We start from the raw sequence: 26,877 nt of genomic DNA on the forward strand, positions 1-26,877 counted from the left end.
AATGAAAACAAAGAATGTTTATGCTAATATGAGAAATAACGGAACAAAAAAGGAAACTTTCCTTAATTAAGAGGGAATGCCGGAAAGGAAAAACACTATGAAGATTGATGAAATTTCGAGTGCTACAGCTGCTGAAGTTATTGCTTTTCGTAGGGAGCTTCATCAGTATCCCGAGGTAAGTGGTGAAGAGGAAGAGACATCAAGGAAAATACAAGAGAAGCTTGAGGAACATAATATCCCTTATCATACTGGATTTGCCGGTTTTGGCGTTTTAGGGGTTATTGAAGGAGCAAAACCTGGCAAGACGGTGGCTTTAAGAGCCGACATTGATGCGCTTCCAATAACTGAAAGGTCGCGCGTTGAATTTTCCTCGAAGGTTGAAGGGAAAATGCATGCTTGCGGTCATGATGCCCATACGGCGATGCTTCTTGGAGTTGGGATTGAACTGAATAATCAGAAAGAAGATCTTGAAGGCACTGTTTTGTTGGTATTTCAGCCATCAGAAGAAAATGCCCCGATTGGGGGAGCGCAGGCAATGATGGATGATGGAGTGTTCGATACATATAAGCCGGATGTCATTTTAGGACAGCATGTATGGCCAGATTTACCGGTGGGCCAAATCGGAGTGAGAACCGGCCCTATAATGGGTAACTCGGATCGATTTAAAGTAGTTGTAAGGGGATCGGGAGGCCACGCAAGCATGCCTCATCAGACGGTAGATGCCATAATTACGGCCAATCAAATAATTTCATCTCTGCAGACAATTGTCAGCAGGAATGTCGACCCGGTCGCATCTGCTGTATTGACGATCGGAAAAATTGAAGGTGGATACCGCTATAACGTGATCGCTGATGAAGTGGTGTTTGAAGGAACAGTCCGCACCTTCACGGATGAAACGAAAAGGTTAATGAAGGAACGCTTTCACAAGATAGTTGAAGGAACAGCGGAATCCTTGGGAGCAAGAGTAGAAATCCAATACCTTGACGGATATCCGGCAACCGTCAATTCAGAAGAGTGGGCAGAACAAATAAGAAAATCAGCTCAATCACTCCTGGGTGAAAAGGGAACACCTGATGTCCCGCCAAGCATGGGGGGAGAAGACTTCGGAAGGTACTTATTAAGGTATCCCGGTGCTTTTTATTGGCTGGGTACTTCTGTAGGGGATGGCCAAAAGCCGCTGCATGATCCTGAATTCCGATTGAATGAAGAAGCACTGCCGATCGGAATTGCTGTCATGATGAAAGCAACGGTTGATACCTTAATCAGTCTCAATGATAGAGGAGGAGAATAATGGTACTTGAAAAAATAAACTCATACCTTAATGAACAAACACCTTCTTTGATTCAGTTACGGAGAGAATTGCATCGGTATCCAGAAACAGCTTGGACTGAATATGTCACCACCTATAAGATTGGCAGAATATTAGAAAACTTGGGATATGAACTTGCTGTGGGTAGAGACGCTATCAAGAGTGAAGCGAGACTGGGTTTTCCATCTGAAGAAGAAAATGAAAAACATGAAAAACGTGCCGCAGATGCAAGGGTGCCGGAAGAATGGCTTGTAAAAATGAAAGGCGGGCATACGGGTCTGGTTGCAAAGATTGACACAGGAAAGCCGGGAAAACATGTTGCGATGCGATTTGATATTGACGGGCTTCCGATTAATGAAAACAAGAGTGAAGAACACACGCCAATGAAGAAGAGTTTTGTTTCGGAAAGAGAAGGCTTTATGCATTCTTGCGGCCATGATGGACATTCCGTAATTGGTATTGGGATTGCCCAATTCATAAAGGAAAATATCGGCTCTTTGAGCGGCCGCTTTACACTTTTGTTTCAACCTGCAGAAGAAGGCGGAAGAGGGGCTAAAACGATGGTAGAGGCCGGCTGGCTTGATGATGCGGACCTGTTTTTAAGCGGGCATATTGGAATACATGATTATCCGCCGGGTGTTGTTGCAGCATCCACAACAAACTTCCTTGCCACGACTAAGATCAATGTCACCTATCACGGGAAATCCGCCCATGCAGGACTCCAGCCTAATCAAGGCAGGAATGCATTGTTGGCATCTGCTGCTGCAAGTTTGCATCTAAACGGAATTACCCGCCATCAGGACGGAGCAACGAGAATCAATATTGGAAAGCTTGAAGCAGGCAGCGGGCGCAACATTATTGCCGATTATGCAAGGATGGAAATTGAAACCAGGGGTGAAACCACCGAATTGAATGAGTACATGGTTAAGGAAGCAAGGAGAATCATTCAAGCTTCTGCCGACATGTACGCTGTAAGGGCGGAGACTGAGGTGGCAGGTACTGCCATAGCAAGTAATTGTGATACAGAACTGATAAATCTAATAGAAGAAGCTTGTGCAGATAGCAGCACCGTAACAGAGGTCATTCCTAGTCTTCCTCTTGGGGCTTCTGAGGATGTCACATTCATGATTGACCGTGTTCAAAAGCGAGGGGGATTGGCTACATTCTTGATCTTTCCTTCCCCATTACCGGCAGGTCATCACCATCCATCATTTGACTTTGATGAAAAAGTGATTCCGTGTGCAATCGATGCATTAATCAGAACGGTCATCCAATTTGGATACAAGGAGGAGTCAAAATGATCAAATGGTTAGATGAAACGTTGAAGGCATTTAATTTGACAGAAACGATGAAAAGAGCTGAAGGTTTCACGAGATTGGGCTATACAGAGGAAGAGGACCGCTCTATAGAAGTGTTCAAGGCTACAGCCGAAGAACTGGGTCTCACCATTATTGAAGACCAGGCTGGAAATATCATTGCAAGGTGGGAACCTGAAAACCGATCAGGTCTCCCTGCAGTAGCTACAGGTTCCCATCTGGACACTGTTTCAATGGGCGGCGGGTACGATGGAGCGGCAGGAGTCTTGTGCAGCCTTGGAGCAGTCAAGAAATTAAAAGAAGAAGGCTTTCAACCGAAACATCCAATAGAAGTAATTTGCTTCCGATCAGAAGAGTCTGCAAGATTTGGAATATCAACGATTGGCAGTAAAGCGATGTCCGGACTGATAAACAAAGAGATTGGCAGTGTTGAAGATGAAGAGGGAACAACCATTAGGGAGGCAGTTGAAAAAACAGGATTCAAGTGGGGAGAAATTACCGGGGCAGAACGTGAGTCTTCCGAGATTAAAAGTTTTGTCGAACTTCATATTGAACAAGGGACCCAGATTGAGGATCATCAGAAGCAATACGGGGTTGTTCATGGTGTTGCCTGCCCAATCAGGCTGAAAGTGAAGATTGAGGGAAAGGCTGGTCATACGGGGACGACCCCCATGGGGAATCGGAAGGATGCACTAGTTGCAGCTGCTCCTCTAATAAGTGATATTGAAGTCCGGGCGACGCAAATGAGCAATGAAAGCGAACAGCCAATCGTCGCTACTGTAAGCACCATTCACCTACAGCCAAATGTCATGAATGTCATTCCATCCCTTGTTGAGTTGGGAATTGACATACGCAGTGTCGATGATGGCCTGAAATCTTCTTTTGAGGAAATGGTAAAAGAAAAATGCAAGGAGATTGAACAACAGTACAATGTTAAAATAGTGATAGATACACTTGTCAATAATCCCTCTGTCTCGCTGGATTCTGAAGTTCAGGAAAAGTTACTCCAGGTCGGAGATAATGAAGGATACTCCAGTCTGGTAATGAACAGCGGTGCTGGGCATGATGTCATGAACATGGCAAAGAAATGGCCTTCTGGGTTAATTTTCATACCTTGTAAAGAAGGACTCAGTCATCACCCTGATGAATACGCCACATTGGAGGACCTGAAGATGGGAGTTGAATTGTTGGCAGGATATTTAAAACTAGAAGCAGGTGGTTAAGTTGAAAATAAGAGTCGGAGTAGTGGGACCTGAAGATTCTGTAACTGAAATTATGAAGGCTGGTGATCACTTCAGTGAACTCAATCTCATCCCTTATGTATATGAAAGAACAGAAGAAACAGAAGGGATCATCAAGAGGAATAAAGAATTCATCGATCAATGGTTTTTCTCTGGGCAGGCACCATACTATTTTGCTTTATCTAAAGGACTTATTACAGAAAACGATGGAAGCTATACGCCATTAAATGGGTCCAGCTTGCTGGGGACGTTGCTTGAGGCGTTTGTAAGAGAAAAGAAAATCCTCTGCAAACTGAGCTTGGACACCCTTATGATGGAAGAAATCGAGGCGGTTAAGGATCAATTCTCATTGCATGACCTTTCATTTGTTACAAATGAATTTTATGGATACTCTCCTGCGGATGAGATTATTCAATTTCATAAAAGATTATTTGAAGATGGACATGTTGAAGCAGCGGTCACTTGCATCCATTCTGTATACACAGCCTTGAAAAATATGGGAATCCCGGTATACAGGGTCTTTCAGTCTGAATTGGCAGTCCATCGTGCGCTTGGCTTAATTAAAGAACGTGCCCAGTCAACCTGGTACAGAAAATCTCAGCTTGTGATTGTTGGAATAGAGGCAATCTACCCTTCGCCTTCAGGAAGAAACAATCAGATGTCATTTAAGATAAAGCATCAAGAATTGGAACTGCATCGGACGCTGCTGGATTTCGTGGAGGATATCAACGGTTCTATCGTGCAAATGGGCGACGGACTATTTTATCTATATTCGACCAGGGGTGAACTGGAGTTATACACGAAAAAACATTCTCCACGCACTCTTATCGATGAATGCTATGTAAATAGCAATCTTCCCATCCGTATAGGAATCGGGTTTGGCTCTACCGTCCTGGAAGCAGAAGATCATGTGCGAATGGCATTGGATAAAGCGAGGGAAGAGAAAGGGACAGTCATCATCAGTATCAATGAAGATAAAGAAGTCTCCAGCTTCAGTGAAAATGATGCACCACAAGTTGCCTATCATACCCGGGAATCAGGAGAATTATGGCAAGAGCGATTCAAGGATGCAGATATTAGTTCCCAGATTGTATCGAAAATCCAATCACTCTCTCACCACTATCATAAAGATACTCTTACTTCTCAAGACCTTGCGAGATGGTTGAAGAATACAGAGAGAAATGCAAGAAGGATCCTGTCTGAAATGGAACGAATCGGTGTTGCCAGAGTAACGGGAGAAGAGTCAACTGGTCGTGGCAGGCCGCGAAAGGTATACGAACTATTGCTGGAGAAAAAATAGTTTAAATTTTCAAATAATAAAGGATTATTAAATTATTTGTTGAATAATACTTAATAAAGGACATAAAAAGGAAAAGGTCCGTTAATGAGGAAGAGGGAGTTGAAGGGAATGGCACAGCCAGAAACAAATGTAGAGAATCAGCCACAGTCAAAAGGCATGACCAGGTTCCTGAATGGAATCGAAAAGCTTGGAAACAAACTGCCTGATCCATTTTTTATTTTTATTTATCTGGCAGCATTTGTAATGATTATTTCCTGGATCGTCAGCAGTGTGGGGGCTTCGGTCGTCCACCCTGGAACAGGAGAGGAGCTGCCGATCAAGAGTTTAATTTCAGGAGAAGGCCTGCAATACATACTTTCTTCCATGCTGACGAATTTTACCGGTTTCAAACCGCTTGGCCTCGTGTTGGCAATGATGCTTGGTATAGGTTTGGCTGAGAAGGTTGGCCTTATGGAAAGTGCAATAAAAAAATCAATATTAAAAGCGCCGACAAAAATGATCACATATGCAGTTATTTTTGTCGGAATATTAGGAAATCTTGCATCTGATGCAGCGTTTGTTCTTGTCCCGCCTTTAGCAGCCATGGTGTTCTATACTGTAGGACGTCATCCGCTGGCCGGGCTTGCAGCCGGTTTTGCCGGTGTAGGAGCAGGTTTTACTGCCAATATTTTTATCGCCGGTACTGATGCACTGCTTTCCGGGATTTCGACAGAAGCAGCGAAAAGTGTAAACTCTGATATTATCGTAACACCAGTAGATAACTGGTATTTCATGATTGTATCCGTTATCATTCTATCCGTTGTTGGTGCACTTATCACTGAGAAAATTATTGAACCTCGTCTCGGTACCTACAAAGGGGATGTCGACAAGGTTTTGGAAGAAGCAAGTCCTCTAGAAAGTAAAGGCCTGCGTAACAGCTTAATAGCAGGTCTGGTATTCCTAGGATTGGTTGCATTGGTTCTGTTCTGGCCGAACTCACCGCTTCGGAATGAAGACGGAGGCATCATCCCTTCACCGTTCTTAAGCGGAATTGTACCTATCATTTTGTTTTTCTTTATTACCGTGGGTGTTGCCTATGGGGTCACTGTAAAAAAGATTACGAGCACAAGTGATATTCCGAAGTACATGGCAGAGGCTATGAAAGATATGTCAGGCTATATCGTCTTGATATTCGCCGCAGCTCAATTCATTTCCTATTTCAATTGGACCAATCTTGGAACATGGGTGGCGGTTAACGGAGCAGAAGCGTTAACCTCTCTTGAACTGACGGGCCTTCCGGTAATCGTGGGGTTCTCTATGCTGACTGCAGTATTGAATCTTATCATCTTCAGCGGATCAGCTCAATGGGCACTTGAAGCACCGGTATTCGTGCCAATGTTGATGCTGCTCGATTACCATCCTGCCTTCATCCAGGCGGCTTATAGAATAGCAGATTCATCGACTAATATCATAACTCCGCTGAATCCATATATCTTGATTGTCCTGGCATTTATGAAAGAGTACGATAAGAAAGCAGGGCTTGGAACATTAATTGCCCTTATGCTGCCATATAGTATCATCTTCTATATTATTTGGCTCATTCTATTAATTGCATTTGCTCTTCTCGGGATTCCATTCGGTCCTGGTGTGCATATGTATCTATAACACTATTAACCGCCAGCATTCATGCAAGTTGAATGCTGGCGGTTTTATTTCATCTTCAAACTAAGCCCAATCAGCAAAACCCCTGATATCAAACAAATGGCTTTCATCAAAGAAATTTTCCCTGACAAACCCATCAACCCGATGGCAGTAGTCGAGAAGAAAATCGTCGGGCCTACAAAGGCTAGGAGCGTGTTAATGGCAAACGCCTTTTCCATGTCATTGACCTTCAGCATAAGTAATGCGGCACCGATTTCAATGCTTCCCGAAAGAATCCTCAAGGCGGACATCGCCAAAATAGCTTTTTCTATAAAAACAAACATCTTAAGTCTCCTCATTTCTCTAGTCACGGTATGTAAAATAACTGGCGGTCTCTGAAGGCAATCGCTTGTACAATTTATGCTTCAATCATGGGAAATAGTAGTGAAAAGGAAAAATTGGCAGGAGGCGGCATGTTGCCTCAAATAGAGCGGGGAGGGGGGATCGTGTCGAAATGTGTGGATTGGTCGATAAATTGATCTTAACCGCTGATAAAATTTATGAATCGCCGATAAGTAGAGCGGAATCGCCGATAAATCTTTTCCCCCAATAACAAAAAGGCCCAAAACAAGTTTGGACCTTACTGCGGTTAATATGTTATCTTTACTGCTTTTATATTCTCAGAGACACAGACTCTGTTTCTGCCGGTTTTTTTAGCCATGTATAAAGCACTGTCTGCATCTTCAATCAATGAGGTTACATCATCAGTTGTATCGTTAAAACATGCAATGCCGATTGAGATGGTAATGTGGATGATTTGTCCGTCTGTTAACGTGAATTCATGATCTTCTACTGCTTTTCTGATCTTTTCACTGATTTCTTTCGCCCGATCGACAGGGCAATCCAGTAAGATGACGGTGAATTCCTCTCCGCCATTGCGGCTGACAATATCAAAGGAGCGAACAGATTCTTGCAAGATCTTTCCTAAATCTTTCAAAATAATATCTCCATTTTGATGTCCGTATGTATCATTAACCTTTTTGAAAAAATCAATATCCAGATATAAAAGTGAGAGCTTCTCGTTATTATTTGGAATTGTTCTTAGAAGGTCATTAAAGATTTCATCAAACTTCCTTACGTTATTCAGCCCCGTAAGTCCATCTGTTGCAGACTCAGACTTGTAACGGTCAAATAAGGCCTGGCTCCGGCGCAGGTACTCAACAATATAAAAAGAGATAAAGCCTGCACTATAGGAGATGATCCAATAGGTCGGAAGAAGGAACAAAAGTGTGCTTGGGTCTTTTAACAAATAAGAAACCAGCACAGAAAAGATAACGTTTGAAAAAGTCAGGATCAGTAGGATCTTTGTCTTTTTTGGTAGTTTTCTTTTTGAAATATAGATGGCTGCAGCCGTAATGGTACAAATCAGAATCACCGCAAGATAGGAAGAAGTATTAATGCCAATGATGAAACGCCCGATGATGACCATTACCATGGCAATCAAAGCTGGGATGCTCCCGCCATAATAGGCAACTAATATTACAGGCACATGCCTTAGATCTATAATGGTGTTTCCGATTTGCATACTGTACTGCATCAGGATATTGCTGAATAACCCGCCTGAAATCCCCATAACCAATTTTCTGTTAAGAGATGAAGACCTCTTCAAGGGCGAAGTGTTTGTTAATTGGATATACAAAAATAACAGGGAGGAGAGGATAGCCAAGTTTGAAAAAAGTTGTTTAATTATCATTTTAATCACCATTACTAAAGTACCACACCTTCGTATATAAATGAATCTTAATTTATCTTTTATATAAAATGTTACTAAACAGAATTCATTCACTAAGGGAAGATGTTTTTCTAACATGAGATTTATTCAGTTAGGAAGGAATTAGCGTATTTTGATAGAAAACATTAAAAGGCAATTAAATTTGGAGGTTAAGGAATGAAACGATTTTTTTCGAGATATTCACACTGGTTATTACTATTCATTACCGGCTTTAGTTTTATAACAATGTTCATTAACTTTAATCCTACTCAACTTTCAATTACAGCCGTTATTATGGGCGGATTGGGTGTTCTTGCTGTAGGGTATCTGGCTTTTATTGTAGAGAAGAAGATAAGGGATCAAAAATAGCCTTTGAAATTATGATAGGGCAGTATTACATAGATTGGAGTTTTTTTTAATATGATTGAAGTTATTGGTGACAAAGTTGTCTTGAAAGAGGCAGCACAAGAAGATATGGAGGAGCTGTACTTCTGGAAGTTTGAAGAAAGGGGACAAGAAGCAAAAAAGTGGAATGGACCTTATATTCCAGAAGAAAAAATTTCTAAAGCAGACTACCATCAACAGTGGGGGCAATTGATCTTTCCAGGCTTTCCAGCTGCACTTGTTATAAAATGCGATGGAAAGGCCATTGGGTACGTTGGTGCCTATTGGATTGACAAAAATACGAACTGGCTCGAAACAGGAATCGTTATTTATGATCCTTATTATTGGAACGGCGGATACGGTACGGAAGCCTATAAACTATGGATTGATACCCTTTTCACTTCCAGTGAACTGCACAGACTGGGAATGTCAACGTGGTCAGGAAACACAAGAATGGTCAAGGTTGCAGAAAAGTTAGGGATGAAAGAAGAGGCAAGAGTCAGAGATGCCAGGGTTGTCAATGGAGAATACTTCGATGCCATTAAGATGGGGATATTAAGAAAAGAGTGGGAAGAATTGAATAGAGGTGAATGACTGTTATTTCACTTGAATAGTAAGGGAAGAGGCATTGCATCATATTATGTAATGCCTCTTTTTGTGAGTAAATGGGCGGTATAACGCTCATTTACTCACAATTTTTTTAGATTGCAAGTCGAAAAGCTTCACGATGATGCCATCATCTGCTGGCTCGAAGTCATATTGAGGCAGCCGCTTAAAACCGAAACGTTCATATAAGCTGATGGCTTCATGCATAAACTCACCTGTGTGCAAGCCTATAAAGTTAAAACCTTTGGCTTTGGCACGTTTAATGGATTCCTTGATCAAGGCAGCGGCAACCCCTTTCCCCCTGGCTTCCGGAGCTACGGCAAGCACACGAGTTTCAGGGTAATCCAATTCATCAACGCAGCCTTCATATGCGTCCGTTCTGGCAGGAAATAAAGCAACGCTGCCGACTATGTTTCCATCAATCTCAGCTGCAAGAAGATCAACACCAGGTTGTTGATCGGCTTCTGAAGAAATGGCGCTTTTTAGCGCCCCCCAGTGTTTAGGTGGAATGGATGGGATATGGTCTTGGTATGCAAGTATGCGTTGTTTGCGAATTTGCACCAACTCTTAATGTCTGACTTCCCGAATTGAAATATTCATAGAAAATTAGATTTCCTCCTTTACTAAAAAGTGACCAGCCTTGGCAGTAAAACTCTTGCCATTATGACGGGGGTCCCCGACTCTGAGGTCGGGACCTCAGGTAAACTCCACTTTGTAACCGAACGGGCTAGAGTGCTTTGATTCAGCCGGATGAGTGAGATATACCTATTCTATCCTATTGTATGAATTGCCGGTCAAGTTGTAGTCCTATTGAAGTAAAAAAAAAGCAGGACTTCTAGCAAAATAAAAGAAGTAACTTTATATAAAGTAGAATTATAGAAAGGATGATAGGAATGGAAGAAGTGAAGAAGGCCATTCAAGATGATTATCCCGATGACTTCGCCTGGTGTCATGGGTGCGGCCGGTTAAATGAAAAGGGACACCAATTTAGGACAGGCTGGGACGGTGAAAGAACTATCACGATCTATGAACCGAAGAAAGAGCATATGGCAATGCCTGGGTTTGTCTACGGCGGGCTGATTGCTTCCCTTATAGATTGCCATGGTACTGGTTCTGCCGCTATTGCCCTGCACAGAAAAAATGGACACGAGATAGGAAGCGGAGAAGAACCTCCCCGGTTTGTGACGGCATCCTTGCACGTGGATTTCTTGAAGCCAACTCCAGCGGAAACTCCGTTGAAAGCGTACGGCTATATTCAAGAAATTCATCCGAAAAAGTGGAAGGTGGAAACAGAGGTCTATGCAAATGATCAAATGTGCGCGAAAGGGGAAGTAGTCGCAGTGGTCATGCCGGATACTTTTAAAAAGTAGCAACTCCTGATCCTTTAGACACTAGGACGGTAGAAAAGAGTTTTGATAGTCAAAGTCCTATAAAGGTTTTTTAAAGGACGATAGAGAAAGAATGTGGAATTAAGGTCCTCTATGTAGAGTATCTAAATAAGGAATACCCAGTTGAAATCTCTATAGAACTATTTTGGAATAAGACCAAACCCGCATGTTTGGTCTTATTCATACTTCAATTGGTAAGTCCCAAAAACCTTACACTTCGATAATAATCGGAATGATCATCGGCTTTCGTCTTGTCTGTTTAAACAAATACTGACCGACTGATTTCATGATGCTCTGTTTGATGACTTTCCATTGCAAATGACCTTGCGGGAGGTCATCTAGCGTGTCTCTGACGATGTTGTTTACTTTTCGGAGGAGGCCCTCGGAATCTTTTACATAGACAAATCCGCGGCTGATGGTATCCGGTCCGGATAAGAGCTGTTGGTCGGCTTTGCTCAATGTAATGACGATGACCAGGATTCCGTCCTCAGACAATTGACGGCGGTCGCGAAGCACAACATTCCCGACGTCTCCTACACTGACTCCATCGACATAAGTGTCTCCAGCCGGTAATGAACGTGTCTGTCTGGCTGCGCCCCCTTCGATATCGACGACCTCACCATTTTTTATGATAAAGGTATTGCCGGGCTCCACCCCAACAGATTCCGCAAGCATCCGGTGATGATGCAGCATCCTGGTTTCTCCGTGAATCGGGATAAAGTATGTTGGGTTCATGAGGGTCAGCATCAGCTTCAAGTCTTCTTGATATCCGTGGCCGGAAACATGCATGCCGGTTGAACTTCCTGTTCCGTAAATAACATGGGCACCGAGATTAAACAGGTTATCAATAATCCTGGAAACTCCTTTTTCATTGCCGGGGATAGGGGATGCAGCCAGGATGACGGTATCACCCGGATCAATGGTCACATCACGGAACTGGCCCGAAGAGAGCCGGCCAAGTGCTGCCATTTGTTCACCTTGGCTGCCTGTACATAAAATGGCGACTTTTTCGGAGTTGAAAGTGTCGATGTCCCTGTGGTCAATGATCATTCCTTCGGGGACATTCAAATAACCTCTTTCTATAGCAACGTCAACCACATTGATCATACTTCTTCCAAGAAGGGCGAGCTTTCTGTTGGTTTTCATCGCCGCATGGACAACCTGCTGGACCCGGTTGACATTAGAGGCGAAAGTAGATACAAATATTTTCCCGTCAGCTTTCATAAAGGCTTCATCCATATGGCTGCTGACAATTTGCTCTGATGGCGAAAGGCCGCCGCGTTCAGCATTTGTGCTTTCAGACAGCAAAGCCAGGATCCCTTTTTTTCCGATTTCGGCCATTCTATGAATATCCCCTTTCTGATTGTTGAGAGGGGTCCAGTCAAATTTGAAATCCCCTGTATGTACGACGGTTCCTTCCGGCGTATCAAATACAATTCCGAGGCAGTCCGGAATACTATGGGTGACATTGAAGAAGGAAGTTTTGATCTGCCCGAAGTCTGCAGTAGAATTGGCATCAATCGGAACAAGTGTTGTTTCTCTTCTGAGTTTGTGTTCTTCTAGTTTTAATTCTATTAGCCCAAGGGTGAAGTTAGTGGCATACACTGGTACGTTCAGTTTCTTCAAAAGATAAGGGACGCCGCCGATATGATCTTCATGTCCATGTGTGATGAGAAGTGCTTTCACTTTATCCGCATTTTCTTCAAGGTAGCTGATATCCGGGATGATCAAGTCAATGCCCATAAGCGTCTCATCGGGAAATTTCCCTCCACAATCGATGATGACAATATCCTCTCCATATTGAAGAACATACATATTTTTTCCGATTTCATTGCAGCCGCCAAGGGCAAAAATCGATAGTAGGCTGGAATTTTCACTCATAACTGGATTCCTCCTGTATATATATTGTCTTTATCATTCCCCGACTTGGTTGGTTCTATTTCCCTTTTAACCTCTATAGGGAGTTTTAAATGGAAATGGAGTTTCTTGCCTTCATGAACTATGGAAGACAGGAAGCCACTGTATTTAGCTTGTGGAATCCCAATAAGAATCAAATTAGAATGGATGCAGGGCCATTAACGGTAAATGGCCCAATGAGAATCAGAATTGGCAGGGGTGTTGGTCTAATAGCTGTGTAAATGGGCCAATGAGATTAAGAAATAGAAGGGATGTTGGGCCGTTAACGATGTAAATGGTCCAATGAGAATTAGATATAGAAGAGATGTTGGGCCGATAAAGGTGTAAATGGCCCAATGAGTATTAGATATAGAAGGGATGTTGGGCCGTTAAAGGTGTAAATGGCCCAATGAGAATAAGATATAGAAGAGGTGTTGGGCCATTAACGATGTAATTGGCCCAATGAGATTTAGATATAGAAGAGATGTTGGGCCATTAAAGGTGTAAATGGTCCAATGAGAATAAGATATAGAAGAGATGATGGGCCGTTAACGATGTAAATGGCCCAACGAGAATAAGATATAGAAAAGATGTTGGGCCGTTAAAGGTGTAAATGGGCCAACGAGGATCAAGTATAGAAGGGATGTTGGGCCGTTAAAGGTGTAAATGGGCCAATGAGAATAAGATATAGAAGAGATGATGGGCCATTAAAGGTGTAAATGGCCCAATTAGAATTAGATATAGAAGGGATGTTGGCCCGTTAAAGGTATAAATGGGCCAACGAGATTCAAATAACGAAGTGATACTGGCCCATTAACAAGATAAACGGGCCAATGAGACTATTGGAAGTCGATAAAAGAGAAACATAAACAGACTACACCTGTTCTAGAAAAGTGATAGAGAGAATAATATGGCTGGATATTAAAATACTAGGGGTAACCTTGTATTGGGAGGTATTTCATGAAACACACAATGCATCAATCTTGTAAACGATGTGGAGTACCCTTTTCGGCTGAGACATTTTATCATAAGGGCAATATATTGATGCACTGCTCCCTCTGCCGCTCGGAATTGAGGCAGTTGAAGCAACAGGAGATGAAAAGGCTGCTGGAGTTGGAGCAAGAATTATCTTAGAGAGCAATTATTTTGGTTTAAGGAAACATTTTGTTCATAGAGGAATATTATTAAGTAAAACCAAAAAAGAAGGGGTGACGAAAATGTTTCCTTCCAAAAGGGTACAAAGAAAAATCACAGCATATGCCTTTGTATTTAAGTCAATGGGGATAATTAATGTAGAAGAAATGAAAAAGTTAACGGATCACAGTCCTAAATAAAGATGGGAATAAATAAATGACCTCTTTTCACCTGATGTAAACTTAGATTCTGTCGAGAATAGGAGGGGAAGGTGGGTGAATATATGATAAAAAGTTATCATATGAGATCCGTCCAGAAGTGAGTGAAGGTGCTAAGCGGCTGTAAAATTCAGATTTAAATTAGATGGTGAAAACGGAATGTTTGGACCAAGAAAGTGGAGAAGGGCGATAAAGAAGATTTTGAAAAAGTGACGGAATCGGACGGAAATCATCCGGCTTTTTCAAGATGCGAGTTGGTGAAGTGAAGTTCGGAGTGACGGTTCTACAGGATTATTGGGAAGATGGAATAGGGAAAACCTGTAAAAGTATAAATTAGCTGTAGTGTTCCTGCGGCAAATAAATATGCGATCAAGATCTATGATAAGGTTGGCATTCAAAGGGAGGGTTCTTCACAGAGAGGGAGGCACTTTCTACCTTGAAATAGTATGATTCGTTTTTGATAGCAAGGTTTAAAGATTAAGCAGCGAGAGGTCCGCTGCTTATTTTTTTTTGGATAGAACAGACACAATACAAGGGTTTAGAAATTGCGGTTGTCTCACGAGATTTAGTAAGGAGACAACCGCCTTTAAGCAGAGGATAAAAAAATATTAAATGGATCGTACAAGAGGAAGGGTCATACAGCGAATGCCGCCTCCGCCTTTTTCGAGCTCGTTGACATCAACTTGTATGTATCTTTTCTTTTTGAGCTTTGGATGTTCTTTGAAAATTTTTGGGGTTGCAGCGGTGCTGATCAGTATAGTTTCAGGATCGAGATTAAAAAAGTTGATATCTGCGACGGTATGTTTGATCTCTGTTGACCACTCAACATCAAAGCCATGCCGGTTCAAAAATTGCTGCATCATTTGAAAATTTGAACCTGATTCGGTCAGCACCTCAACCGGGAAATACCGCATGTAGCTTTTGGCAATCAGCAGGTCATCCCCAGCGACATTGCAATTCATGTCCAGATGGAGGGTATCTGCTCTCCGCGGCAGGTCGATGACACCAATTTCGGAGAATCCGGCTTGAAAGATTTTTTCCTTTAAGGCTTTGATGCTTTTCATGCTAGAGCGCATTCCTACATTAACAAATACCGCATCTTTATTTAAAATCAGTACGTCTCCATATTCCAGTGCATCTAGCTGATTATTCGCTTTTATATCGAAAGTTTCCGGTCCATACCAATGCTGGAAAAGGATATGGGATTGCACATACTCAGGGCGTCTCATTGAGGTGCCTGGTTCCCCGGGAATCAATGTATTGCCGAAAGCACAGGCAAGGTCCCTTACAAATACTCGGTTGATCAGCTGTTCATTAAGCTTTAGTTCCTCTGGAGAAAGGTAATCCGAATAGTTTATGACATTGACCCCGGCATTTTTCATCGCCTCTACCATATCCTTAAAATTTTCGTGTGATTTTTTTTGATTTACAGGTTTTTCCCATTGTACATCTTTTGCCGTTTGTTTATCGGGTACATCTAACGTTGTCGGGGAGCACACAATTACCGCTTTTAGCTCACCGTGTTCGTTCCAACAATTAGGCTGAATATTTATCACAGGTATTGACTCCTTTAATAACGATTTCATTCTGTTTCATTTTTCCCGTTACTAAAGGTTTCATCCGTTTGTTTTTTAATTGTAAGATTAGATCCGTATCTTTTTTAAACGGTTTTTCATAGCAGTAAAAGGACATTTGGAAGGAGTTTGCCCATCATCGCTTAAAAAATATTGTTTCCACTCATGGTTATCGTCCTGGCCATACCATTTTAAGTTTGGATGTGCGTCAGCACCGTCGAAATCCTTAAGGCGTTTACGGATGACTTTTTTCAGCTTTTGACCAAAGGTAGTGGATGCATTGATTTCGTCAAACACCCATCTTGGCTGGAGGGCTAGTAAAAAGTAAGGGAAGTGCCTGCTTTTTCGTTCGAAATGTGATGGTGTGGCGCAGAAGGCAAAATACGGTTCTCCATCAAAACAAAATTCCCACGCAGTATCATGGGGATCTTCAGGAATGTCTTCAGGCCAGGGAGCTTCATCCAGTTCATGTACGCGGTTAAGAATGGACCAGAATAAGTCTTGATATTGATTATTGGCATCTTTCTCATAGGTAACTTCCCGTGAATCAAAAAAGACGACGATGGAGGCATAGTTTCCCGTCTCGCGGGATATCTTTCCATATTCTTTCAGCATCGATGCGAATTCCTTGCGCGAAGCATCGTCATGCGGATTTCCTGTAAACCCAAAACGCAGCTGGTCTTTTTGAAATCCTTGGATACCCGGTACGCATGGGTAGGGATTTTCTGTGCTAAGCATCATCGAAGAAAATTCGCTGTAAGCGTTTCTTTTCCATTCTTCCAGTTCAGTTTGATTTGCATCAATCCAACTTTTTGTCAAAAGGTTCATCTTGAAACTCCTTTCAATAGGCTACACATCGTATCCTATTAGAGAAAGGAGCTATGGGTGTCTGTCTATCATCCGAATAACTGCTGATACGCCTGAAGGCCAAAATAGATGCCAAATCCAATTAACACAAGGCCGGATAAAATAGAGATGCCTTGAAGAAAGATAGGCTTGGCCCATTTTCTTGCACCTGTTGCAATGCCGGCCATCGTCACGTCCCAGATGGTGATCCCTAGGAAGATGAAGCCGCTGTATAGTAACAGCTGGATCGAACTCGCTGATTCAGAAGTTTTGGCCAGAATTGAACCGTAAATACCCAGCCAAAACAGGATGTTCAGCGGATTGGAGGCGGCCATGAAAAAGCCTGTGCGGAATGATTTTTCTCTGGATTCAGACCTGCTTGCTGTACTTGTTTTTTCAGGTGAAGAGTGAATGATGCTTTCAATCCCCGTGTAGCATAGGACAAAAAAGCCGAACAGCCAAAGGAATGTTTTGATAATGGGAGTGTCAATGAAAGAAGCTACACCAAAGTAGATCAGGAGCATGAAAATGGCGTCGGCGGCCATTGCTCCCACACCGACGAGCCAGGCATGCATGAACCCAAAGCGGATCCCCTTGTCTAATTGAGCTGCGTTGATAGGCCCCATTGGCGCTGATAACGATAATCCGAGTAATATGTAGCTGAAAAAGACGTTCATGAACGCTCCTCCTTTTAATATGTATACCTTTTTATATTTAATGGGGAGTAGGGGTAGTAGGAGTTGTTGCGGGAGGTATGAATCCTGGTGGATTTTATTTTAAAAAAAGGCTTGTGATAAATGGGTTTTGCAATAGTTTAACAAATCTACCGGATGGATTGAAAAAATAAAGCCGGATATAAGAATTTTCTTATATCCAGCCTCTAGCAGCTTAGTGAGTGGGATTGTTCATTGGTGCCTGAGCATAACTTTGCAGCATCAAATTCATATCTTGGTCTTTAAGCTGAGGTACTTGGTAATATCCGTGCTTGTTTTGGTACAAGAATATTTCATAACTCATTTCAATGAAGTTAGGTATGCTGTCAGCTACAACCCGGCGCAAAACTGGGTTTGTCATTTCCAGTGCAGTCATTGCCAGCAGACCGGAAAGAGACTTTGTGTTTCCAAGCATATAAGCAGAGAGCCCTTGATCGGAAAGATCGTTGACAGATTGGTTCGGTTTTTTCGGCTGTCCAGGTTTGACACCGTACACCGTATTATTGTTTTGTGTCATTTTATATTGCTGTGTCGGAACTTTTGGGTCCTGGCCAGTTGAAAAACTGTTCACCATTGTATTGTAAGTTTGAGTAACAAACGCAGATTGACGCTGCAGGATATCCTTCAATTCAGGATCTTTGATGTGTTGATCGTACATTTGGTATTGATCGAGCATAGAGATGATGCCGGCAATCACTTCGTGGGCATCAAAGAGCTCATGACCACCATGATTTTTATTGGGTGTTTGATTCGGTGCCATATTCGGGACTTGCTGTGCATTGGGCTGGTTGTTCATTTGATTTTGCATGTGAATTCCTCCAGTAATTTTTTTCAACCGTCATTAGTATTTTCATCTGGTTTTGAATTATGTAAGGTGAAAATTTGGAAAATGGAGACATTTTATGATTAGTATTTGTTTTGAAGTACTTGAGAAAGGGGCCTCAAGTCAGTTTTGTTGGGGATTTGATGTCCTTGAGGAGTTGTCTCAAGGCAGTTTGGAGCTTGTTTTGAGGGATTGATGTTCTTTAGAAAGATATCTCAAGACAGCTTTGAGTTTCGTTTCGAATTTTGATGTCCCTTAGGTAAGTACAAGCTCCCGAAGCCAATTGTCGGTGAAGTCATTATTAGATGGTGCATTCACGCTATCCTATGAGTTGTTAATTAATGTAAAAATATCATCCGCAGAGCGTTAATTATGTTAATATTAGAACTATTATGAATCGATGTGGAAAGGGTGGCGGTTTTTAGCAATGACATTGATAAGAAACTTGCTCCAGCCATTGCTGACCATTTCCGGCATTATATTGGTAAGTGCGGGGGCAGGTCTTTTTCAGGGACAGAAATTTTCAGTAGAGGGGTATTGGGACAGCCTCTTAAGTGTTTTAAAGGATTTGTCTTCCCCGTTTAATCTTGTTTATGTGAATCCAATTTCAGATGTAGAAAGGGACTTATTCCCGATTATTTTAACAGCGTTTTTTAGCAGCGCGAAGATTGTATTCCTGGCTTTGTTATTGGCTATTTCGGCGTCAGTGGTGCTTCTTGTGCTTTATTACTCTGTTGGAAAATGGATCAGGGAACTCGTCAAGACGTTCTCAGTCATCGTAAGTTCGCTGCCGGATATTTTTGTGATTGCTGCACTGCAGATCTTTGTGATTTGGTACTTCAAGAAGACCGGTATTCTCTTGATCGATGTTGCATCCACGGGTCAAAATCAAGTGATTCTTTTTCCGGCTGTGACCTTGAGTATCCTGCCTGCTTTTTTCTTTTTGGGATTGATGGTCTCGTTTACCAAAGAGGAAGAGAGTCTGCCCTACGTTGAGCTAGCCAAGGGAAAAGGCCTGGGGAAGTACCACCTGCTGTTCGTACATATGATGCGGAACATCTTAATCAGTTTAACGTATCACGCAAAACAGATTGTCTGGATGATGCTATCGAACCTTCTCATACTGGAATATTTGTTTAATGTGTTCGGAGTCACTGCCTTTTTATTCACGTATAACACACCTTCCATTTTTGCGATTACGGCGATATTGCTCTTCATTCCGATATATTCTTTGTTAAAAGGACTGCAATTTTTGCTCAAACGAAGAATTGGGAAGGAGATGAGTCTGTGATGGGAAAGCGGAAGTATAAGTGGCTGGTCATTCTTTGTGCAGGTTTTGTGATATTCATGTTGGCAGGTAGTTTGGTTTTTAATTTCGGATTTAATGGGGAAATCCCGCAAACGGTTCTTACATATGACAAATCCGGTAAACTTACAGGCGGAGCACCTTTTGAACCGTCAGCAGAATTTCCATTCGGGACCGACCGGGAAGGGTACGATATGTTTTTCAAAGTGCTGCAAGGAGCTCAGTATACACTGGGAGCGGCGATTGTCATATCTGTATTAAGTTTCGTGATAGCATTCTTGGTTGGAATAGCGGGTGGATTTATTAACACCACGTCTAAATACATAACCCAAACCGTTTTCACTTCTTTCTATTTTATCCCGCAGTCCATCATTGCTTATAATGTGCTCTACCCCTTGCTGTGGGAGCCGCCTCAAGGGTTTGAGACAACGTTTGCAGAGAGGGTTCTTTGGCAGTCCATCACTCTGGCGGTCATTACTGTCCCGACGACAGCGATTTTGATTGCGAATGAAACAAGGGAGATATTACAGAAGGAATTCATCCTGAGTGCCCGTGTGTTGGGGGGCAGTCCTTTTTTTCTATTCAGGAAGCATTTGTTGCCGCATTTAAAAGTGAGACTGTTCATTATCTTCCCGAAAATCATCATTCAGGTTCTGTTGATCATCGCTCATTTGGGTTTCTTCAAGTTGTTTTATGGTGGAACAGATGTTTGTTATGGCCCGTTTTGTGATCCGCCAAAGCCATTCGTTCAGGAATGGGCCAGTCTGATGGCGATGAATTACCGTTCCATCTTCAACGACTGGTGGATTTTCATGGTGCCAATGTTCTTCTTCTCCTTGACGATTCTGTCATTGAACGGGATTACAAAAGGACTTGAAGGTTTATCAGCAGAAGAAAATAAATGGGAGCCTGCTATAGATGAAGTAGACAAGTCTGACAATGCTGAGACAGTGAACCGTAAGTCTAATGAAGAAGATTTTCACTTATCAAGCTAAATAGAAGGAATGGAGAGATGAAGATGTATAGCGCAGAAGAGAGAAAGGCTTATTTTGACCAAACAATCAAAAGATTAGAGGCTGCTGAATTGGTTGAAGGAGTCGTTCAAATCGGCTCGGGTGTGAATGGGTTTAAGGATGAATATTCCGATATCGATTTGATGGTTGCGACTTCAGAGATAGAGGATGCAGAAGCCGCCAAAAAGGCGGTGCATCAAATTCTCAGCAGCTTCAAACCTGCCTATATCAAAGAAAAGAAGTTCAGCAAAGATATTTTCCTGTTAATTGTGTTGTTGGAGAATAAACTGGAATTCAATGTTTCCATTGTTCCACGAGAATTATTGACTGTAAGATCACCATTATGGAAAGTAGTCGTGGATAAAACAGGCCTTGTGTCGCTGAAAATGAAAAAGGAAAACGAACATTTCGCCAACAAACCTGTCAGGTATAATGTAGGTTTTGATTTGCCTTTTGAGTTTGTCTATTGTACCTTGTCAATGCAGAAGGAGTTAAAGCGGAACAATCTTATCTATGCCCTCAGGATGCTCGAGGAAATGAGGGGGTTCACCCTCAGTGTACAGGCCTTGAATGAAGATAAAAAACTACATCAGTTTAAGGCGTATGAAACGCTACATCCTGCTTTTATCACTGCATATCTTACAACCTATCCGGAAACCATCACGGTTGAAAGTGTCCAGGAATCAGCAGAAAAAATAACGGAGGTATTTGTTGAGGCTTTGAAGCAAAGTCCGGTGTTCTCCATGGACGAAGACCTTATGCGCCTGTTGAATAGTACAGAAAGGAGGCAAATATGCGAAGAATAAAAAGTTTAATCATCATGGCACTTACTTTATTAGGAATATCCGTCTGGCTCCTGTTTTCTGATTATGAATGGGGCAAATACGATTCCTTGCAAGAAGCAATAGAAAAAGGAATCCCCTATGATGTGGAAAATGTTATACATACTCATCATTATGATGGCATTACGGTTTTGTTGTACACAACTCTCCCTGACAAAAAAGATTTTCCTTTTGCAGATTATGAAGCATTGGCAGTTGCGTTCTTTAAAGGGGATGATGAAAGCGGTTGGGAAAACGTTGGTGTTCATGGCTGGGAACACTATGAAAATGACAACTTTACAATCTATGATCAACACCTTATCGTGGACGACAGTGAAGGCAACAACCTTCATAAATTTCATGTTGTTTTTGGGGAACTTACCAATCCTAAAATTGCAAAAGTGGAGACAAAAGCTTCAGCAGGCTCTGCTGGCCTGACAGTGTTTAATCCAGCTAAAATCGTTAGCCATAAAGGAAACCGTTATTACCTTAAGATTGGCGAAGAAACCATAGTCAGAGGACTCTCTGAAAACGGTGAAGTGATTGACAGACAAGGGGGATGAGGGAGAAAGTGTTCAAATGAAATGCGGTATGGTGTGATGTGTCTGAAAGTTTTAGTTAGCTGTTTTAATTTATGCAGCTGGTTTTCTCAAGAAGAACAGCGTACTTATCAATGATGCCGGCAAGCTGAAAAAGTTAAACCTCAAAACATATGAGGTGAATGAATCCATAGAGTAGCTGGACGAAATTCAAATATGAATGGTAAGAGGAACTTGTGACCGACTTTTTGTATACATAGTGTTTAGGGGATGATTGATTTCCGTGTGGTTGAGTGGAGCGGAAGGTGTGCGATCTCCTGCGGGACTTGCGGGACAGGTGAGACCCCGCAGGCGCAGCCGAGGAGGCTTACCGCCCGCCCCGCGGAGTCGCGCACCTGGAGCGGAAGTCAACTACCTTGTACAAATAATGAACTAACAGATAATGGAGAAAAAGCGCAACCTTTTTACCGGGTTGCGTTTTTTCATTTCGTCTTTTCCTGGTAGTAATGTACCTATTTACAGAATCTTAATAACATTTAACAATAAACCTGCCGACATAATGTTTGAGGTTGTTTATAGTTGTATTTGCAGCGAGATAGCCTGCTTACAAACAAAGGGGAGTTGGTTAAGATGAAGTTAAGTTTGAGATTCACCGTTATTGCTTCACTTATTTTTTCTGTTTTTGCACCACTGAAACAAGATGCGCTCAGTGCATCAACGGGTTCAGGCGTGATCATCAATGAAATTGCCTGGATGGGGACAACCGCAAGCTATAATGATGAATGGATGGAATTACATAACCCGACCGATAGCAGTGTCGATTTAAATGGATGGACACTGGCTTCGGCAGATGGGACACCTTCCATTGCTTTGTCCGGAACGGTAGCCCCCGGAGAGTATTTTTTATTGGAAAGAACAAGCGACAATACGGTTGGTGGTGTAACAGCTGACCTTATCTACTCTGGAGCCATGGGTAACAGCGGAGAGTCCCTGACTTTGAAAGATTCAGCAGGGAATATAGTCGACACAGTCGACGCATGGTACAGTGGCGATAACTCTTCAAAAGCGACGATGGAGAGGATCGATGCCCTGGTCAGCGGTAATGAAGCGAATAATTGGCATACTTCGACTGACGTATATGCCGGGGGATATGGTACACCTAAAGGATTAAATTCAGGCAGTACTTCCAATAGCGGCACGGTCGGATCCGGATGCGGGGACCCGGGAGAGCGCCTCAATAGTGTATCAGAAATGACGGGTGCCATTAATGTGTACTTTAATAAATGTGCTGATATTTCATCTTCATCCCCAGGGAACGAAGCGAACTATAATGTAAATCTTGAAGAACGGTTGATCAAGCGTCTGAACGAAGCGACAAAAAGTATCGATTTTGCTACATATGAAATCAATCTGCCAAGTATCGTGGATACTCTGATCAATAAAGCGGCAGAAGGCATTGATGTCAGGGTGATCGCGGATTCCAAGGATGCAACTGATCCTCACTATATCGAGCGTTTCCAGACGATGAGGATTTATGTTGAGAAAATGGTCCGCGGGCTTGATGGAAAAGTAGGAACAGCTGATGATATTATTGTATTTTCCGATTCTCCTATGTTTGCAGTTGAAGAAAGTACCGCCAGGACAAGCGAGGGTCTTCCTGCGACTCCTTCTGACTTTCCGGTTGTAACAGTTGGGATTGGAAACAGCAATGAAACAGGCCATCTGCTGGTCGATGCTGAAGAGAAAAGTGCAAATGCGTACTACAGCCCTGACACGCAAATGCATAATAAATTTGCCGTCATTGATGATAAGTGGGTATTCACCGGCAGCTGGAATTTTACCGTAACAGGCTTGTATGGTACAGAAACCAACATGCAGCAAGGAATTCTGGACGGGAACCAGCAGCATGTAGTAGAAATCAACTGGCCGGAGCTTGCAAGCATCTATGAGGTTGAATTCAACGAGATGTGGGGAAGCAGTTCTTTAACACCTGATAAAACGATTTCTAATTTCAATACAAGAAAAGTAGATAATACCACTCATGTGATTGATATTAATGGGACTAAAGTGGAAATCTATTTTTCTGCCGGCGATAATGCTGTAGGAAAAATGACTGACTTTGTTAAGACTTCGGCTGATATAAACACCTATTTTACGATTTTCGCCTGGAGTGATCAGGCGCTGGTCGATGAATTAAAATATAAATGGGAAGGCTCCTATAATGACCTTGAAGGAACAACAACAGGTTTTGACTTAAAAGGGGTCTTTGATCCAAGTTTCTGGAATCAATATTGGTCTGCAAGCATTGATATGACAGGAAGGACCGTGACCGGAAGTGCAAATAACCCGAATACCCGCTGGGCAAACCCAGCACCCGTATTGAAAGCAAACGAGTCAAGAAAGCTTCACGCCAAGACAATGTTGATCGATGCAGATACGACAAGTGATCCAACCGTAATTGTCGGCTCGACAAACTGGAGCACGAACGGAAATGATATTAATGATGAAAACATGCTTTTCATCCATGATTCAGCGATCACGAACCAATTTTTGCAGGAATTCAATGCCCGTTATACCCAGGCGGGAGGAAGCTTACAATAATTTTTAGAAAGTTAATCACCCCGTGAATTATCACGGGGTGTTTTTATTTGTTGCAAGACAGCCACATGTAATTATATGGTGATTTGCCCTAGGTTATGGTTAAATTTAAATATACTACCAAGTGGTACAACACTGCGGGAGAACTGTCTTTTTTAAGTGATCTGGCGACCTGTCAGAGCCGGAGGGAATCTTTCCACGGCTGGAAATAGGTATCTGTAATTCTTGTGAATTTTGGTACTCGTATTAGACTATGTAGAAAATTTCGCTGTTTGAATATAGTGAGAGGAGATCATCATTATGAAATCGACTGGTATTGTGCGGAAAGTAGATGAACTGGGAAGGGTCGTCATTCCGATAGAGTTACGCCGTACTTTAGGGATTGCTGTCAAAGATTCTTTGGAAATTTATATGGATGAAAACAGAATCATCCTGCAGAAGTATAAACCTAGTATGACCTGTGATATTACCGGGGAAGAATCTGAACGGAATCTTGAGATTGCTGACGGTAAATTGACATTGAGCCGCGAAGGTGCCGAAAAGCTCATGAAGGAAATCCAGGCTTCTTTTCGGTTGGATAACTAACTGTATAGAAAATTTACTAGTACTTAATCAACTCAGAAAACACCACATTAAGGGGCAATCTCCTGATTATGTGGTGTTTTTTGTATATCTGACAACTAAGGCGGATTAGAAATGATGCAGGGAATCGGATAAAAAATGCTTGCATAATATTGAAACTTATTTTTGTGTTCATTCGTATAACTATATAAAAAGGGGTGTAAATATGTGGTGGGCAGCAGCAGTAATTGGCGGTATTTTATTATTTGCTCTTTTCATTGATTTACGACGCAGGAAGAACAATAATAATCCCCATATTCCAACAAACCCGAACGCTAAGCAAGGGGAAAGTTCAAACTATATGATGGGTGACAATAGATACTCAAGCGGCGGGGAGTAAAGCAGGCCGAAATTACTTTATCCCAGTTTACAGAAGCACTGCAATTACATGAATACCTTGCCGATGGCGGGCCATTTGTAATTAACAAACACTACTATTTCCTGCATATCAATGAACCTTTCACTTTTTCTATTTCCCCAGTTGAAAGTGAAGAAAAATATCCGTTATAACTTTAGAGAGGGTAAAGATGACTAAATATCCAAGAAATAAGTGAAAATAAGGAAAATCGATATAAAAAGTCATAAAAAAATGAAGAGCTAATAAAGGTTTAAAGATGAAAGCCAATCCTGCACTTAAAATAATCATATAGAGGTAATAATTCTTATTATTTGCAAGAATCCACTGATACATCAGTATGAAGACAACAGGGATTAGTGAAGCATCAAGATTAACGTTGTTGGGCAAATAGATCACGGACTGGTATGGGTATTCCCAAAAACCGTAACCCACCCCAAACCGGTCTATATACCCAAGCCAAACATGAATATTAAAACCGAAAAAACCGAGGTGGAAAGCCTTGCTTCTATCAAGCTTAAAATACAGTACAATCAGAGGAACGAAAAAAATAATGACCATGAACCAAAACTGCCATGTATCAAAGGAAGAATACTGGTGCCAATACTCGGACCAGTCCTGTGTAAACGCTTTTTGTTTTTCATTAAGTGTGTCGATTACTTGTTTTTGATTCTCCACTGAAAATTCACCTTTTTAGTTTTTCTATATTATTACTCTAATTTCCAGAACCATACATTGGACTAGATAAAAAGAACTGTTTCCCTTTAATTCATACTTAAAAGCATCGTGAAAAAAGCAATACATTTAAGTACTTAGTATTTCAGTTCTGTAGTACAAAACTAGAAAAAGCAGTTTAAAACGGACTGCTTTTTACTATGGATTCGCAATAAAAATCACACAATAAGGGGAAGGGGACTTAAAATAAGGGGAATTTTTCTGTTAAACTGCTGAATTTAGCTAGGGAGAGTTAAATAACAGACATGCTCAGCAGCCCAATTTTCATGTTTTTTTAGTTAATAGCGGAAGATTTTTCGCTTATTTGACCTATTTTCCTCGACAATTCATTAATAAGGGAAATTTCTTACCTTATAATATGAGCTATGTACTGGGAGATTAAAATAACTTAGCAACTGGTAGAAAAATGATTCCTTCTTCTAGGTTTTGTATATCATTCCGCAAGTGAATTCGCCGCGTAAATCAAAGGACTACAAAATATCTTGAAGTGTTGCGAAACGTGATGCGATTTTAGATTTGGAAGTAAAAGATATGCTGTAATCTCAATAATAGACAGCATACCAATGATGGTGCGGATGTGTATGCTAAAGACTATAAACTTTAGGACTTGCACCTCTAAAGTGAACTACTTATTTAAGTACTGGCTGGTTACTTTTAATCCTCCAATTAAGTTTGTTACTGAAAAAAGAGACTCTCAGTTTAATTTTGATTTTTAAAGAGAAAATAAGGGTTAACAAGGCTGATGCATTG

24 protein-coding genes are annotated in these 26,877 nt (G+C 41.8%); 15 read left to right on the forward strand and 9 right to left on the reverse strand.

The features are described 5' to 3' along the window. Positions 1 to 97 precede the first annotated feature (97 nt). The 5 genes from BSG1_RS01785 (at position 98) to BSG1_RS01805 (ending at position 6,810) form a co-directional block, all read left to right on the forward strand. Entirely contained in the window at positions 98 to 1,291 is a 1,194-nt protein-coding gene (locus tag BSG1_RS01785; RefSeq protein WP_156791329.1) for a M20 metallopeptidase family protein, read from the forward strand. Beyond that, positions 1,291 to 2,610, forward strand: a complete 1,320-nt coding sequence (locus BSG1_RS01790; RefSeq protein ID WP_006835078.1) for an amidohydrolase — start codon at positions 1,291 to 1,293, stop codon at positions 2,608 to 2,610. Before BSG1_RS01785 ends, BSG1_RS01790 begins: the two co-directional genes overlap by 1 nt. After that, the gene (locus tag BSG1_RS01795; RefSeq protein WP_006835079.1) at positions 2,607 to 3,848 is read left to right on the forward strand and encodes a M20 family metallo-hydrolase; all 1,242 of its coding nucleotides are present in this window, start codon (positions 2,607 to 2,609) and stop codon (positions 3,846 to 3,848) included. Before BSG1_RS01790 ends, BSG1_RS01795 begins: the two co-directional genes overlap by 4 nt. After that, positions 3,841 to 5,166, forward strand: coding sequence for a hypothetical protein (locus BSG1_RS01800; RefSeq protein WP_006835080.1), 1,326 nt, complete (start codon positions 3,841 to 3,843; stop codon positions 5,164 to 5,166). The genes BSG1_RS01795 and BSG1_RS01800 overlap by 8 nt, the downstream gene beginning before the upstream one ends. 108 nt (positions 5,167 to 5,274) lie before the next feature. Beyond that, complete coding sequence (locus BSG1_RS01805) at positions 5,275 to 6,810, forward strand: AbgT family transporter (protein WP_044022189.1); 1,536 nt, start codon at positions 5,275 to 5,277, stop codon at positions 6,808 to 6,810. Positions 6,811 to 6,854: 44 nt separating this feature from the next. Here the strand turns inward: BSG1_RS01805 and BSG1_RS01810 are convergent, their stop codons facing one another. Continuing rightward, positions 6,855 to 7,130: a YqhV family protein gene (locus BSG1_RS01810; RefSeq protein ID WP_006835082.1), complete on the reverse strand. Its 276-nt coding sequence runs from the start codon at positions 7,128 to 7,130 to the stop codon at positions 6,855 to 6,857. 305 nt (positions 7,131 to 7,435) lie between these two features. Next, positions 7,436 to 8,539 carry a GGDEF domain-containing protein gene (locus BSG1_RS01815; protein ID WP_044022317.1) on the reverse strand — a complete coding sequence of 368 codons (1,104 nt, stop codon included), beginning with the start codon at positions 8,537 to 8,539 and terminating at the stop codon, positions 7,436 to 7,438. A gap of 195 nt (positions 8,540 to 8,734) precedes the next feature. Here BSG1_RS01815 and BSG1_RS01820 point away from each other — a divergent pair, with 195 nt between their 5' ends. Then, the gene (locus BSG1_RS01820; RefSeq protein WP_044022190.1) at positions 8,735 to 8,926 is read left to right on the forward strand and encodes a hypothetical protein; all 192 of its coding nucleotides are present in this window, start codon (positions 8,735 to 8,737) and stop codon (positions 8,924 to 8,926) included. A 51-nt stretch (positions 8,927 to 8,977) separates the two neighbouring features. Beyond that, the gene (locus BSG1_RS01825; RefSeq protein WP_006835085.1) at positions 8,978 to 9,535 is read left to right on the forward strand and encodes a GNAT family N-acetyltransferase; all 558 of its coding nucleotides are present in this window, start codon (positions 8,978 to 8,980) and stop codon (positions 9,533 to 9,535) included. Positions 9,536 to 9,622: 87 nt separating this feature from the next. Here the strand turns inward: BSG1_RS01825 and BSG1_RS01830 are convergent, their stop codons facing one another. Continuing rightward, a complete protein-coding gene (locus BSG1_RS01830) occupies positions 9,623 to 10,111 on the reverse strand; it encodes a GNAT family N-acetyltransferase (protein ID WP_006835086.1) in 489 nt (162 codons plus the stop codon). Positions 10,112 to 10,440: 329 nt separating this feature from the next. Here BSG1_RS01830 and BSG1_RS01835 point away from each other — a divergent pair, with 329 nt between their 5' ends. Beyond that, a complete protein-coding gene (locus tag BSG1_RS01835) occupies positions 10,441 to 10,917 on the forward strand; it encodes a PaaI family thioesterase (protein WP_044022191.1) in 477 nt (158 codons plus the stop codon). A 228-nt stretch (positions 10,918 to 11,145) separates the two neighbouring features. On the opposite strand, the gene BSG1_RS01840 is transcribed toward BSG1_RS01835, so the two are convergent. The 5 genes from BSG1_RS01840 to BSG1_RS01860 form a co-directional block, all read right to left on the reverse strand. Beyond that, the gene (locus BSG1_RS01840) at positions 11,146 to 12,816 is read right to left on the reverse strand and encodes a ribonuclease J (RefSeq protein ID WP_006835088.1); all 1,671 of its coding nucleotides are present in this window, start codon (positions 12,814 to 12,816) and stop codon (positions 11,146 to 11,148) included. 1,975 nt (positions 12,817 to 14,791) lie between these two features. After that, positions 14,792 to 15,769, reverse strand: a complete 978-nt coding sequence (locus BSG1_RS01845) for an arginine deiminase family protein (RefSeq protein ID WP_006835092.1) — start codon at positions 15,767 to 15,769, stop codon at positions 14,792 to 14,794. Positions 15,770 to 15,826: 57 nt separating this feature from the next. Next, a complete protein-coding gene (locus BSG1_RS01850; RefSeq protein ID WP_006835093.1) occupies positions 15,827 to 16,585 on the reverse strand; it encodes a YqcI/YcgG family protein in 759 nt (252 codons plus the stop codon). A 68-nt stretch (positions 16,586 to 16,653) separates the two neighbouring features. Then, the gene (locus tag BSG1_RS01855) at positions 16,654 to 17,280 is read right to left on the reverse strand and encodes a LysE family transporter (RefSeq protein WP_044022192.1); all 627 of its coding nucleotides are present in this window, start codon (positions 17,278 to 17,280) and stop codon (positions 16,654 to 16,656) included. Between the two features lie 211 nt (positions 17,281 to 17,491). Next, positions 17,492 to 18,124, reverse strand: coding sequence for a spore coat protein (locus tag BSG1_RS01860; protein WP_044022193.1), 633 nt, complete (start codon positions 18,122 to 18,124; stop codon positions 17,492 to 17,494). A gap of 442 nt (positions 18,125 to 18,566) precedes the next feature. On the opposite strand from BSG1_RS01860, the gene BSG1_RS01865 reads away from it, so the two are divergent. The 7 genes from BSG1_RS01865 (at position 18,567) to BSG1_RS21055 (ending at position 25,377) form a co-directional block, all read left to right on the forward strand. Next, positions 18,567 to 19,430 carry an ABC transporter permease subunit gene (locus BSG1_RS01865; RefSeq protein WP_044022194.1) on the forward strand — a complete coding sequence of 288 codons (864 nt, stop codon included), beginning with the start codon at positions 18,567 to 18,569 and terminating at the stop codon, positions 19,428 to 19,430. Next, positions 19,430 to 20,440 carry an ABC transporter permease gene (locus tag BSG1_RS01870; protein ID WP_006835097.1) on the forward strand — a complete coding sequence of 337 codons (1,011 nt, stop codon included), beginning with the start codon at positions 19,430 to 19,432 and terminating at the stop codon, positions 20,438 to 20,440. Before BSG1_RS01865 ends, BSG1_RS01870 begins: the two co-directional genes overlap by 1 nt. 17 nt (positions 20,441 to 20,457) lie before the next feature. Next, on the forward strand, positions 20,458 to 21,264 hold the full coding sequence (locus BSG1_RS01875; protein ID WP_006835098.1) for an aminoglycoside 6-adenylyltransferase: 807 nt from the start codon (positions 20,458 to 20,460) through the stop codon (positions 21,262 to 21,264). Next, positions 21,252 to 21,842 carry a hypothetical protein gene (locus tag BSG1_RS01880; protein ID WP_006835099.1) on the forward strand — a complete coding sequence of 197 codons (591 nt, stop codon included), beginning with the start codon at positions 21,252 to 21,254 and terminating at the stop codon, positions 21,840 to 21,842. Before BSG1_RS01875 ends, BSG1_RS01880 begins: the two co-directional genes overlap by 13 nt. A 606-nt stretch (positions 21,843 to 22,448) precedes the next feature. Continuing rightward, positions 22,449 to 24,419 carry a phospholipase D-like domain-containing protein gene (locus tag BSG1_RS01885; RefSeq protein WP_044022196.1) on the forward strand — a complete coding sequence of 657 codons (1,971 nt, stop codon included), beginning with the start codon at positions 22,449 to 22,451 and terminating at the stop codon, positions 24,417 to 24,419. Positions 24,420 to 24,716: 297 nt separating this feature from the next. Continuing rightward, positions 24,717 to 25,001: an AbrB/MazE/SpoVT family DNA-binding domain-containing protein gene (locus tag BSG1_RS01890; protein WP_006835101.1), complete on the forward strand. Its 285-nt coding sequence runs from the start codon at positions 24,717 to 24,719 to the stop codon at positions 24,999 to 25,001. 202 nt (positions 25,002 to 25,203) lie between these two features. Beyond that, complete coding sequence (locus BSG1_RS21055; protein ID WP_006835102.1) at positions 25,204 to 25,377, forward strand: hypothetical protein; 174 nt, start codon at positions 25,204 to 25,206, stop codon at positions 25,375 to 25,377. Positions 25,378 to 25,506: 129 nt separating this feature from the next. Here BSG1_RS21055 and BSG1_RS01895 read toward each other — a convergent pair whose 3' ends face one another. Then, positions 25,507 to 26,070, reverse strand: coding sequence for a hypothetical protein (locus BSG1_RS01895; RefSeq protein ID WP_006835103.1), 564 nt, complete (start codon positions 26,068 to 26,070; stop codon positions 25,507 to 25,509). Between the last annotated feature and the right edge of the window lie 807 nt (positions 26,071 to 26,877).

Source organism: Bacillus sp. SG-1, assembly GCF_000181495.1.
GTDB lineage: Bacteria > Bacillota > Bacilli > Bacillales > Bacillaceae_B > Rossellomorea.

Coding starts and splice junctions, on each gene's coding strand:
- BSG1_RS01785 (WP_156791329.1), top strand. CDS start 98: ATGAAGATTGATGAAATTTCGAGTGCTACAGCTGCTGAAGTTATTGCT.
- BSG1_RS01790 (WP_006835078.1), top strand. CDS start 1,291: ATGGTACTTGAAAAAATAAACTCATACCTTAATGAACAAACACCTTCT.
- BSG1_RS21055 (WP_006835102.1), top strand. CDS start 25,204: ATGTGGTGGGCAGCAGCAGTAATTGGCGGTATTTTATTATTTGCTCTT.
- BSG1_RS01835 (WP_044022191.1), top strand. CDS start 10,441: ATGGAAGAAGTGAAGAAGGCCATTCAAGATGATTATCCCGATGACTTC.
- BSG1_RS01880 (WP_006835099.1), top strand. CDS start 21,252: ATGCGAAGAATAAAAAGTTTAATCATCATGGCACTTACTTTATTAGGA.
- BSG1_RS01875 (WP_006835098.1), top strand. CDS start 20,458: ATGAAGATGTATAGCGCAGAAGAGAGAAAGGCTTATTTTGACCAAACA.
- BSG1_RS01820 (WP_044022190.1), top strand. CDS start 8,735: ATGAAACGATTTTTTTCGAGATATTCACACTGGTTATTACTATTCATT.
- BSG1_RS01795 (WP_006835079.1), top strand. CDS start 2,607: ATGATCAAATGGTTAGATGAAACGTTGAAGGCATTTAATTTGACAGAA.
- BSG1_RS01885 (WP_044022196.1), top strand. CDS start 22,449: ATGAAGTTAAGTTTGAGATTCACCGTTATTGCTTCACTTATTTTTTCT.
- BSG1_RS01815 (WP_044022317.1), bottom strand. CDS start 8,539: ATGATAATTAAACAACTTTTTTCAAACTTGGCTATCCTCTCCTCCCTG.
- BSG1_RS01870 (WP_006835097.1), top strand. CDS start 19,430: ATGGGAAAGCGGAAGTATAAGTGGCTGGTCATTCTTTGTGCAGGTTTT.
- BSG1_RS01860 (WP_044022193.1), bottom strand. CDS start 18,124: ATGCAAAATCAAATGAACAACCAGCCCAATGCACAGCAAGTCCCGAAT.
- BSG1_RS01805 (WP_044022189.1), top strand. CDS start 5,275: ATGGCACAGCCAGAAACAAATGTAGAGAATCAGCCACAGTCAAAAGGC.
- BSG1_RS01890 (WP_006835101.1), top strand. CDS start 24,717: ATGAAATCGACTGGTATTGTGCGGAAAGTAGATGAACTGGGAAGGGTC.
- BSG1_RS01855 (WP_044022192.1), bottom strand. CDS start 17,280: ATGAACGTCTTTTTCAGCTACATATTACTCGGATTATCGTTATCAGCG.
- BSG1_RS01810 (WP_006835082.1), bottom strand. CDS start 7,130: ATGTTTGTTTTTATAGAAAAAGCTATTTTGGCGATGTCCGCCTTGAGG.
- BSG1_RS01865 (WP_044022194.1), top strand. CDS start 18,567: ATGACATTGATAAGAAACTTGCTCCAGCCATTGCTGACCATTTCCGGC.
- BSG1_RS01845 (WP_006835092.1), bottom strand. CDS start 15,769: ATGAAATCGTTATTAAAGGAGTCAATACCTGTGATAAATATTCAGCCT.
- BSG1_RS01825 (WP_006835085.1), top strand. CDS start 8,978: ATGATTGAAGTTATTGGTGACAAAGTTGTCTTGAAAGAGGCAGCACAA.
- BSG1_RS01840 (WP_006835088.1), bottom strand. CDS start 12,816: ATGAGTGAAAATTCCAGCCTACTATCGATTTTTGCCCTTGGCGGCTGC.
- BSG1_RS01850 (WP_006835093.1), bottom strand. CDS start 16,585: ATGAACCTTTTGACAAAAAGTTGGATTGATGCAAATCAAACTGAACTG.